The organism is Leptothrix ochracea L12, from assembly GCF_000262525.1.
This window is the reverse complement of record NZ_JH660686.1, coordinates 1-10375: the sequence shown is the minus strand read 5'-3', so window position 1 is coordinate 10375 and position 10375 is coordinate 1. Positions and strand designations below refer to the sequence as shown.

Genomic DNA, 10375 nt, shown 5'->3' with positions numbered 1-10375 from the left:
GCCCCTGGAGCCGCTGCGGCAGCGGTGCCAGCAAGCACGGCACCGGCTGCGCTTGAACTGGTGGCCACTGACATGCTCTTGGCGGATCGGCACGAGTTGGCGCGCACCGTGGCGGTTTCTGGCAGCCTGCGCGCTGTCCGCTCTGCTGTGGTCAAAGCTCGCTCGGCGGGCGAGTTGCTGACCTTGGGACCGCGTGAAGGCGATAGCGTGAGCGCCGGTCAAATCGTGGGTCGGCTTGATTCGGCTGAACTGGATTTGCGTCTGCGCCAAGCTGAACAAACGGCGTTGGCTTCCCGTGCGCAGGCCGATATTGCGCGGCGGCAGCTGGAAAATAACCGGGCGATGGTGGCGCAAGGGTTCATCTCGTCCACCGCTTTGGATACGTCCCTCGCCAACGATCAGGCGGCTCAAGCCAACTTGCAGGCCGCCCAAACCAACGTCGATTTAGCCCGCAAAGCCCAAAGCGACGCCGTGTTGCGCGCCCCCATCGGCGGTCAGGTGTCGCAGCGTTTGGCTCAACCGGGAGAGCGGGTGGCCACCGATGCCAAGTTGCTCGAAATCGTCGATTTGTCGAGCCTTGAACTTGAGGCTGCGCTCAGTCCAGAAGACGCCGGCTCGGTCAAGGTCAACACCACGGCGCAGTTGCAAGTCGAGGGTTTGAGTACGCCCGTGACGGCCAAGGTGGTGCGCATCAATCCAGCCACCCAAGTTGGAACCCGCTCCGTGTTGGTTTACTTGTCCTTGCCGCATACCGTGGGTTTGCGTGCTGGGCTGTTTGCCAAAGGCACGATTGAACTTTCACGCGCTCAAGCCTTGACCGTGCCGCGTTCGGCGGTGCGATTGGATGATCCCAAGCCGTATGTGATCGTCCTTGATCAAAGCACTGCAGGCAGCACCCGGCTGATGCATCGCGATGTGACGATCGGTGCGCGTGGTTTGGTCGGCAGTGAAGATTCGGTGGAGATTCTGTCGGGCTTGAAAGCCGGTGAATCGGTTCTGAATGGCACTTTGGGTACAGTGCGCGATGCCACTCCGGCACGCATCATGGGCGCTACGGCAGCGTCCTCTGCCGCTGTTTCGTCGAACTGAACAGGGGCCTTCGATGTGGTTCACGCGTATTTCCATCGGTAATCCGGTGATGGCCACCATGGTCATGCTGGCCTTGGTGGTGCTGGGTTTGTTTTCGCTCCAGCGGCTCAAGGTTGATCAATTCCCGGACGTGGATTTTCCCACGGTGGTGGTGGCGGTTGATTACCCCGGCGCATCCGCCGAGGTGGTTGAAACCGAAGTGACCCGCAAGGTCGAGGAAGCCGTCAATTCGATCGCTGGCATCAACCAGCTCAACTCACGCAGCTACGCGGGCACCTCGGTGGTGATCATTCAGTTCAATCTGTCGATGGAAAGCCGCCGCGCCGCTGACGATGTGCGCGAGAAACTCGCCATCCTCAAGCCGCTGTTGCGCGAAGAGGTCAAAGAGCCCAAGGTGATGCGCTTCGATCCGGCCAGCCGACCGATTTGGACCTTGGCCATCAGCTCGCCCGATCAAAGCCACAACACCATGCAGCTCTCGAATTGGGCCGATCAGACCCTGCGGGAGCGCTTGGAAAACGTGCGTGGCGTGGGCTCAGTGGCCCTTGTGGGTGCGATCAAGCGGGAGGTGAATCTCTATCTGCGGCCCGATGCGATGGAAGCTGCCGGTGTCAGCGTGGAGCAAATCGCTGCCGCTGTCCGTACTGAAAACCAAGATCTGCCCGCGGGTGCGTTGCGCGCCAAGGAACGTGAACGCGTGGTGCAAATCAAGGGGCGCATTGAGCGTCCCGAAGATTTCGCCAAAATCGTCATAGCGCGCAAGGGTCAGACCTTGGTGCGGCTGGGCGATGTGGCCCGCATCGTCGATGGCCCGGCCGAAGTTGAGTCTCTGGCGCTCTACAACGGTCAGCGTTCGCTGGTGATGGACGCGCTCAAGTCTCAGGGCGAAAACACCATCGAGGTGGTGGATGGCCTGAACAACGCGGTGGCTGAGCTCAAAAAGACGGGTGAGATCCCGGCGGGTATCAGCGTGGATGTCGTGCGGGATAACTCGCGCCCGATCCGTGTCTCGGTCAACAACGTGCGCCGCACCTTGATCGAAGGCGCGCTGCTGACCATCGGCATCGTCTTCTTGTTCCTCAACTCGTGGCGCTCGACCGTCATCACCGGCCTGACCTTGCCGATTGCTTTGATTGGCACGTTCTTGTTCATGTACTGGTTTGGTTTCTCGATCAACATGATCACGCTCATGGCCTTGAGCTTGTGCGTGGGCTTGTTGATCGACGACGCCATCGTGGTGCGCGAGAACATCGTGCGCCATGTGCAGATGGGCAAAGATGCGCATCGCGCCGCGCTCGACGGTACGGCCGAAATCGGTTTGGCCGTGCTCGCGACCACCCTTTCCATCGTGGCGGTGTTTTTGCCCATCGGTTTCATGGGCGGCATCATCGGCAAGTTCTTCCACGAATTTGGCGTGACCATCGTGGCGGCGGTATCGATCTCGATGTTTGTCAGCTTCACCTTGGACCCCATGCTGAGTTCAATTTGGCACGACCCAAGCATCCATGCCGACGGTGCCGAGTTCAAACCGGCAAGCTGGTATGACCGCACCATCGGCCGCGTTACCCATGCCGTCGATCAGCTCTCGCACGCCACCGGCCGGTTTTATCAACGCGCTCTTGGTTGGTCGCTGAACCACAAGCTGGCCACGCTCGGTATCGCTTCAGCGACCTTGATCGGCAGTTTTGTCTTGATCCCGGTGCTGGGCAGCGAATTTGTGCCCAAGGCTGACTTTTCGGAAACCTACGTCAGCTTCAACACCCCGGTGGGTTCTTCCATTGAAGTGACCGAAGCCCGAGCCAAGCAAGTCGAAGCCATCATCCGGGAAATGCCCGAGGTGCGCTACACCCTCAGCACCATCAACACCGGCCAGGCGCAGGGCAAGATCTACGCCCAGATCTACATCCGCTTGGTGGATCGTAAGGACCGCAAGCTCAACCAAGATCAGCTCACCGGCCCCTTGCGCGAGCGTTTGTCGCACATTCCCGGCATCACCGTGACACACGTCGGTGCGATGGATTCGATGGGCGGGCAAAAGCCGATCATCTTGTCGATTCAAGGTAGCGACTTGGCTGATCTGAAGCGCCAGTCCGAAGCTTTGAGTGCCAAGTTGCGCCTCATCCCGGGTCTGGTCGATCTCGATACCAGCGCCAAACCCAATCAACCCACCCTTGCCATCGATGTGAAGCGTGACGCGGCGGCGGATCTGGGCTTGTCGGTAGGCAGTATCACCAACACATTGGGGGCCATGATTGCCGGCAAAACCATCGGCAATTGGCGCGCCAGTGACGATCTGAACGTCGATGTGAAGGTGCTCTTGGCCCCTGAATCGCGCGACGATGCAGCAGATCTGCGCCGCTTGGGCCTGGTAGCGGGCCAAAACGCCGATGGCAGCGCCCGCATCGTGCGGCTCGACCAAGTGGCCGAGTTGCGTGAAGATGGCACCCCGCCGCAAATCAATCGTCGCGACATGACGCGCGAAGTCGAAATCAACGCCAACGTCTATGGTCGTTCGATGGGTGAAGTCTCGGCCGATATCCGCAAAGTGCTGGAGCAGCATGGCTTCCCGCCCGGGGTGCGCTGGCGCTTTGGCGGCTCCACCAAGGACATGGCGGAGAGCTTTGGCTACGCCATCTCCTCGCTGGTCATGGCCATCATCTTCATTTACATGATCTTGGCTTCACAGTTCCGCAGCTTCTTGCAGCCCATTGCCCTGATGAGCGCCCTGCCCCTGACTTTGATCGGTGTGGTTCTGGCGCTGCTGATGTTCCGCTCAACGCTCAATATGTTTTCGATCATTGGCATCGTCATGCTGATGGGGTTGGTGACCAAAACGCCATCCTTTTGCTCGACTTCGCCATTCGGGCACGCAAGGGTGAGGTGCACTTGGAAGACGATCACAGCGTCACACCGGGTGAGCCTTTGTCGCGCGAGCAAGCCCTGCTACTGGCGGCCAAGGTGCGGTTGCGCCCGATCTTGATGACCACACTGGCGATGGTGTTTGGCATGGTGCCGCTGGCTTTTGCGCTCACCGAAGGTTCTGAGCAGCGTGCGCCGATGGGCCAAGCGGTGATCGGCGGGGTGATCACGTCCTCCGTACTTACCCTCGTGGTGGTGCCAGTGATCTATTGCTATCTCGACGATCTGGTGATGTGGGTGCGTCGGCGACGTCAGGCGCATCACTAAAATGGTGTCTTCCTTCCACCAATCTGACTCGAATCCGCCATGAATGTCGAACAAGCCCGCTTCAACATGATCGAACAGCAAATTCGCCCCTGGAACGTGCTGGAGCCTTCGGTGCTGTCCTTGCTGTCGGCCATCAAGCGTGAAGACTTTGTCCCCAGTGCTTGCAAAGAACTGGCTTTCATGGATGTCGAGATCCCCTTGCCGGGCGACAGCACCATGCTGGCCCCCCGTGTTGAAGCGCGTCTTTTGCAAGAGCTGGCACCGAAGCGGCACGAGCAAGTGCTGGAAATCGGCACAGGCTCTGGATTCATGGCCGCCTTGCTGGGCCATCGTGCGCAAAAGGTGGTGAGCATCGAAATCCGTCCCGAATTGGCGTCGATTGCTCGCGATAACTTGTATCGCGCCGGACTGTCGAATGTTGAAGTGCGTACCGGTGATGGCTTGAACGATTCAGCTCAGGCTGAAGCACCTTGGGACGCGGTGGTTTTGTCCGGTTCGGTGCCCGAAGTGTCGCCTGCCCTGTTGGCTCAGCTCAAGGTGGGTGGCCGTTTGGTGGCGGTGGTGGGCTCGGAGCCGGTCATGCAAGCTGTTCGGATCACGCGCGTCAATCAAGCTGAGTGGCGCACTGAGGCGTTGTTTGACACCGTGATCGCCCCGCTGGAAGGCGCCCTGACCCCATCAAGCTTCAAGTTCTAAGCCCAAGATATCTTGGGCCGGCATGCACGGAAGATGGATTTGATGGGTTGTGTAAAAATACCCCACTAGGTATAAGATGAGCAAAAAGGAAGTTCCCATGCATTTCAGTTCCATCGACAAAGCCGGTCCAAGACCCTTGCATCTTTTGGCAGCAAGTTTGGTTTTGGCGTTCTCTGCCCAAGCTGGGGCCCAAAGTCTCAAAGAGCTGTATGACGTGGCTCGTACTTACGACGCCAGCTACTTGGGGGCGCAGGCGCAGGCCGACTCGGTGTCGTACAAAGTGGCTCAGAGTGATTCACTGTCACGGCCCAGCGTCGGCTTGAGTGCTGGTGTTTCGCGCACCCAAAGCGATACCCCCTCTCGCGGGGTCACCAGCTTGAATACGCAATCGGTGGGGATCAACGCTTCGCAGCCCCTGTTCAACCGGGGCAATTCCCTCACTTCTGACAAAGCCTACAAGCTGCTTGATATCGCCAAGGCCGATCTAGAAAGCGCGGAGCAGGACTTGATGGTGCGTTTGTCGCAGGCTTATTTCGATGTGTTGACCGCCCAAGATGTGCTCACCACCGCTCAGGCCAGCCAAAAAGGCATTTCGGAGCAACTGGCTTCGGCCAAACGTAATTTTGAGGTCGGTAGTGCCACGATCACCGACACCCGTGAAGCCCAAGCACGTTTCGATCTAGCCGCTGCTCAGGTTCTTGCCGCAGACAATGACCTGCATATCAAGAAGCTGGCACTCGATCAACTGGTGGGCAAAAAGAATATTCAACCCAAGCCCTTAGCGCAGCCAGTCGTCTTGCCCGCATTGGCAGGGGACACCGTTGAGCCTTGGGTAGCGCGGGTGGAAGAATCGGCCACGGTACGCAAAGCTCGGTCTGGCTACGAAGTGGCTCAGTTTGAAACCCGTCGTACAGAAGCTGGACACCTCCCAACACTCAGTTTGGATGCCGCTGCTTCTTCAGCGCACAACACCAGCAGCAACGGCGGATCGTTGTTGGCCGGTGGTGATGGCACCAGCACCAGTGCCAAGATTGGCTTGACGCTGAACGTGCCGCTGTATGCCGGCAATGCCATCACCAATCAGGCTCGCGAAGCGGTCGGTTTGGAAGAGAAAGCCCGCAACGATTTGGAGGTTGCGCGCCGCACCATCACCCAAGGCATCAGTCAAGCTTACTTTGGCGTGCAGTCCGGCTTGGCCCAAGTCAAGGCGCTGGAAGCCGCTGAATCCTCCAGTAAATTGGCCTTGGAAGCCACCCAGCTCGGTTACAAAGTAGGTGTGCGCGTCAATCTGGATGTGCTCAACGCTCAAACCCAGCTCTACAGCACCCAGCGTGACTTGAGCAAGGCGCGCAACGATGTTTTGGTGGCCAATCTGAAGTTGCGCCAAGTGGCTGGCTCTCTCACGCCTGCCGACTTGAACCAAGTCAGTGCCTTGATTGCCCCTTAAGCCGGGCGGAGATCGGTAAACCCTAGGCGACTCAGATCGGTCATACGCATGGGATACAACTGACCGATCAGATGATCGCATTCGTGTTGCACCACCCGGGCGTGAAAGTCGCTGACCTCGCGTTCCAGCGGCTGGCCTTGCGGGCCAAGCCGCTGTAGCGAATGTGGCTCCAGCGCGGCACCTCGCCGCGCAGACCGGGCACCGACAAGCACCCCTCCCAGCCCAGCGCTTGCCCATCCTCAGTCATCGGCATGATCACCGGGTTGATCAGGACGGTGCGTGGCACCGCAGGCGCATCGGGATAGCGCTCGCTTTGCTCAAAGCCAAAGATCACGACCGCTAGATCCACACCGATCTGCGGTGCTGCCAAGCCCACGCCCCCAGCCGCATGCATGGTTTCTTCCATGTCTTGAAGTAGCGCATGCAATTCTGGGGTGTCGAAGTCAGTGACTTTTTGAGCGATACGCAGCAAGCGAGGGTCACCCATTTTCAGGATCGGTCGAATGGCCATGGCAGTCATCTTTCTTGGGACATAAAAAACGGCTAACGATGTTGCCATGGTCAGCCGTTGGAACCGGTGACTCTTGAAATTTTGCGCACTGCCACGCAAAACGGAGTCCCCCGGAGAGGAGTTCTTTCAGTCGATGTGAATGCCACCCAAGGGCATCAGACCGGCAACGACAGGCTTGGTATGCACCAAGCGGTCAAAATCTTTCATGTCAAGAAGACCATCCATGTAGTCCACCGGCTCGTCCAGCGGACGGCACACTCGGCGCTGCAGCCGTTGCAGGCGTTCTGAGCGTTCGACCGCTTGCAGCACAGATTGCGGGTCGATCATCATCGCAAACGGGTTGACTGCTTGAACTTCCATGGTGTGCTCCTTGAACTGAATGGGGTCAGGTTTCTTGATCCGATGGGTTGACTGTAGACACCATCCGACCAAAGAGCGAGCCCACAAGAGGTAAAAACTGTGCAGGAATCCGCTGGACGTAACCGGATCGCGACCGGAATTTTCAAAGTCGGCAAGAAGTCGCACTTCGCTCAACCCTTGCTTGCAAGTCCCCCTTACACCTCTTCGTGATGCATTTCACACCCATGCCTTGTCGAGCCTCAAACACCGTGCTTGATGTTCCCGATTCACCACGCTCCAGCACCGAGTTGTATGGCTATTACCACACTGGTTACACGGATAAGCGCTCAAGCCACGAAGTGATACGCGCCATCAACGCCGCCCATGTGCAGCTTCGTGCCCTACTGCCTGGTTTGCAAACGCGCTTGCTACAACGGGCACCGGGTGATGTGCTGTCCAAAATCACTTGGATGGAAATCTTCAGCCATCCGCAGGGTTTGAGCGAAGCCATGATCGCGCTGATCTTGGGCACCATGGCTGAACTGCCGGCGCAGCGTTTGGGGCCAAGGGTGACCGAGCGATTCGTGACTGTGGTGTGAGTTTGGATTCAAGTGCGCAGCGCTTGCTGCAAGGCCGCAGCCAAGCGGTCCAAGGCTGGGATAGCTTCTTCGATCACCCGTCCCATCTTGATGAAATCGTGCGTTACGCCTTTGACCAGATCGAGTTCCACCGCCACTGCGGCCATGCGTAGCCGGTCGGCGTAAGCCAAACCTTCATCGACCAGCGGATCGCATTCGGCCAGCACCATATAAGCAGGGGCAACACCCTCCAGATCCTCGGCGTGCAGCGGGGCGTAGCGCCAGTCTCCGCGTTGCTCGGGATCGATGTAGTGGTTAAAGAACCAGTCGAGCAACGCCCGGTCGATCAAAAACCTTCGCCAAAGCGTTGGTGTGAGGCGCTGTCCAAGTCCGCCGCCGTGCCGGGGGTGATGAGCAGCTGCATCGCCAAGGGCAGATCAGCGTCGCGCGCCATCAAAGCAGCCACCGCCGCCAAGGTCGCGCCGGCGCTGTCGCCTCCGATGGCTACCCGCGTGCTGTCCAAGCCTAAAAAAGTCGCCCCGCCGTTGATCAGCCATTGCAGCGCCGCCCACACATCTTCGACGGCTGCCGGGAAGCGATGCTCCGGCGCGAGGCGGTAATCCAAGGCCAGCACCGCAACCCCGCTGCGCAAGGCGATTTGCCGACACAAACTGTCGTGGGTTTCGAGCCCGCCAAGCACAAATCCACCGCCGTGCAGATAAAGCAGCACCGGCAACGGCTTGCTGATCTCAGCCGGACGGCTGGCGTAGAGGCGCGCCGCACAGCGGTGGTGGGTCCGAATCTCCAGCGTTTCGACCCGCGCCAGCGGTACCCGTGGCAGATCCAACACTTCCGCCATCGCACCGTAACGCGAGCGGGCCTCCACGGGCGTCAACGTGTGGATGGCCGGCTGGCGACTGCGGGCCACGCTGGCCAGCAAAGTGCGCATCCGAGGGGTCAGGCGGTGGTGACTCATGGGGGGCATCCTAAGGGATCAACCCCCTGCCATCGCGCTACATTCGTGGTTCTGGATAACGTCAAACCGAACAGGGGGTTCTTTATGGTGGAGCGCATGAGCGACCCAAGAAACTTTCTAGCGTGGGTACGACTCGGACTTCTTGGCGTGTGCTTGTTGTGGCTGCACACCGTGGCCCAGGCAGGCGGTCTGATTGGCTTGCTGGGCAAAGGCGTACAAACCTCGACATCGGCAGCGGCCCGAGCTGGTTTCCGGCAGATAACCCGCCAAGAGGCCATCGCTTTGAGTGCGAGTGTCGGGGCCGCAGGTGTGATGTTCGTGGAAGCCGATGGCAACAAAGTGATGCTGAGCATGTTGCACGGCAGCTCAGAAACCTTGATGGCTGCCTCTGATGATGTGGCTCGGTTGGGTCCGTTGGCCACTAAAACATCGACGCCCTACACCATCAGCCAAGAACATGCTCTTGCCTTGGGCGACAAAATAGCTCATTTGGCTCAATCGGGTCCCGTTTATATCCTTGATAAAGCTGCCGGACCGATGCGTTTGATCGTTCGAACGGAAGGCGCTCAAAAGGTTTATTACCGCGAGTTACACCCCGGCATTGTCACGCCTTTAGCGGGTGTCATCACTGATGATATTCTCAAGGCGCTTGATACGCCAGTGATCTCTGAAAATATACGTGTGGTGTCGATGTATCCATCGACGGACACGGTATTGCAGCGCGCGATTGCTCAAGCAGCGGGCCAAAATCTCGATATCGCAACAAATTTAGAAAAATCCATGCTTGAGGGGCATGGTCTGGATATCTTCAAAGATAAAACGCTGGTCGTGGTGGGTCCGGTCGATTTGCAGGCGCTAGACGCCATGGCGGCAGACATGGGGATTGCTGTTTTTCATGTCGGATTGATCACTGATTTTGGCGTTTCACGCAACATCAGCATGGCATTGAAGGCCAAAACTCGTGGAGAAATGCTCGCCGCGTTGAGCCAGGACACCGACTTGGTGATTTCAGCCGAATCGATGGAGCTATTTTCAAAATCCAGACATATTGACGCCGATGCCATCACCTATAAAGATTTCATCGCTCATCCAACGCCATTGATCCACGCCTTCATGCCTAAAACTCCGGCCACCTGGAGTGATATCTTTGAGAATATCAAAATCATGTACATTTTTGGCGGAGCCGGATTCATTCTGACATGGATGACCCATCGACGAGCCATTCATGAAGTCATTGCATACAAACCGATTCCGATGGACGCTGGATGGAAGTCAATGTCCATGCTCAGATGAGTTTTGAGAGAAGTTTTGTTTCTTACGCTGTCGCCGATATTTATGTTAATCGTATATGTTGCTATTTTGATTGGCGCATGGGGTAAGAATGGAATGATTTTGGAGTCTTTATGGATCATCGTTTATTTGATTGGCTTTCTTGCCTTGTGGATCCTTGGTTTTTAATAAAGATATAAAAACGTTTTTGACAGATCAATAACAAGAGCATCCCAAACAGGCAAAAAGTATTACACCTATTACTAATGACCAAACTTGTTTAA

Annotated in this window: 6 protein-coding genes and 3 pseudogenes; 6 read left to right on the top strand and 3 right to left on the bottom strand. The window is 57.6% G+C overall.

What is annotated here, in order from left to right:
* From LEPOCDRAFT_RS01910 to LEPOCDRAFT_RS01895, 4 genes and pseudogenes are all read left to right on the top strand, one after another.
* A partial coding sequence (locus LEPOCDRAFT_RS01910; RefSeq protein WP_009453524.1) for an efflux RND transporter periplasmic adaptor subunit occupies nucleotides 1–1089 on the top strand: 1089 nt, incomplete at its 5' end.
* A gap of 13 nt (nucleotides 1090–1102) precedes the next feature.
* Nucleotides 1103–4275 (top strand): annotated as a pseudogene (locus LEPOCDRAFT_RS01905) (efflux RND transporter permease subunit).
* Nucleotides 4276–4314: 39 nt separating this feature from the next.
* Nucleotides 4315–4971 carry a protein-L-isoaspartate O-methyltransferase family protein gene (locus tag LEPOCDRAFT_RS01900; RefSeq protein WP_009453521.1) on the top strand — a complete coding sequence of 219 codons (657 nt, stop codon included), beginning with the start codon at nucleotides 4315–4317 and terminating at the stop codon, nucleotides 4969–4971.
* Between the two features lie 97 nt (nucleotides 4972–5068).
* Nucleotides 5069–6418, top strand: coding sequence for a TolC family outer membrane protein (locus tag LEPOCDRAFT_RS01895; protein WP_009453520.1), 1350 nt, complete (start codon nucleotides 5069–5071; stop codon nucleotides 6416–6418).
* Here LEPOCDRAFT_RS01895 and def read toward each other — a convergent pair.
* Together def and LEPOCDRAFT_RS02800 are read right to left on the bottom strand one after the other, a co-directional pair.
* A pseudogene (gene def, locus LEPOCDRAFT_RS01890) lies at nucleotides 6415–6929 on the bottom strand (peptide deformylase). The gene LEPOCDRAFT_RS01895 and the pseudogene def sit on opposite strands and share 4 nt — an antisense overlap.
* Before the next feature lie 126 nt (nucleotides 6930–7055).
* A complete protein-coding gene (locus LEPOCDRAFT_RS02800) occupies nucleotides 7056–7289 on the bottom strand; it encodes a hypothetical protein (protein ID WP_009453518.1) in 234 nt (77 codons plus the stop codon).
* A 209-nt stretch (nucleotides 7290–7498) separates the two neighbouring features.
* Between LEPOCDRAFT_RS02800 and LEPOCDRAFT_RS01880 the strand changes: the two genes are divergently transcribed.
* Nucleotides 7499–7867, top strand: coding sequence for a hypothetical protein (locus LEPOCDRAFT_RS01880; protein WP_009453517.1), 369 nt, complete (start codon nucleotides 7499–7501; stop codon nucleotides 7865–7867).
* Nucleotides 7868–7875: 8 nt separating this feature from the next.
* Here LEPOCDRAFT_RS01880 and LEPOCDRAFT_RS01875 read toward each other — a convergent pair.
* Nucleotides 7876–8795 (bottom strand): annotated as a pseudogene (locus LEPOCDRAFT_RS01875) (alpha/beta hydrolase).
* Nucleotides 8796–9140: 345 nt separating this feature from the next.
* Here LEPOCDRAFT_RS01875 and LEPOCDRAFT_RS01870 point away from each other — a divergent pair.
* On the top strand, nucleotides 9141–10115 hold the full coding sequence (locus LEPOCDRAFT_RS01870; RefSeq protein ID WP_156793949.1) for a hypothetical protein: 975 nt from the start codon (nucleotides 9141–9143) through the stop codon (nucleotides 10113–10115).
* Nucleotides 10116–10375 lie beyond the last annotated feature (260 nt).

Bases quoted from the DNA above. Each gene is read 5' to 3' on its own strand.
- LEPOCDRAFT_RS01900 (WP_009453521.1), top strand. From the start codon at position 4,315: ATGAATGTCGAACAAGCCCGCTTCAACATGATCGAACAGCAAATTCGC.
- LEPOCDRAFT_RS01895 (WP_009453520.1), top strand. From the start codon at position 5,069: ATGCATTTCAGTTCCATCGACAAAGCCGGTCCAAGACCCTTGCATCTT.
- LEPOCDRAFT_RS02800 (WP_009453518.1), bottom strand. From the start codon at position 7,289: ATGGAAGTTCAAGCAGTCAACCCGTTTGCGATGATGATCGACCCGCAA.
- LEPOCDRAFT_RS01880 (WP_009453517.1), top strand. From the start codon at position 7,499: ATGCATTTCACACCCATGCCTTGTCGAGCCTCAAACACCGTGCTTGAT.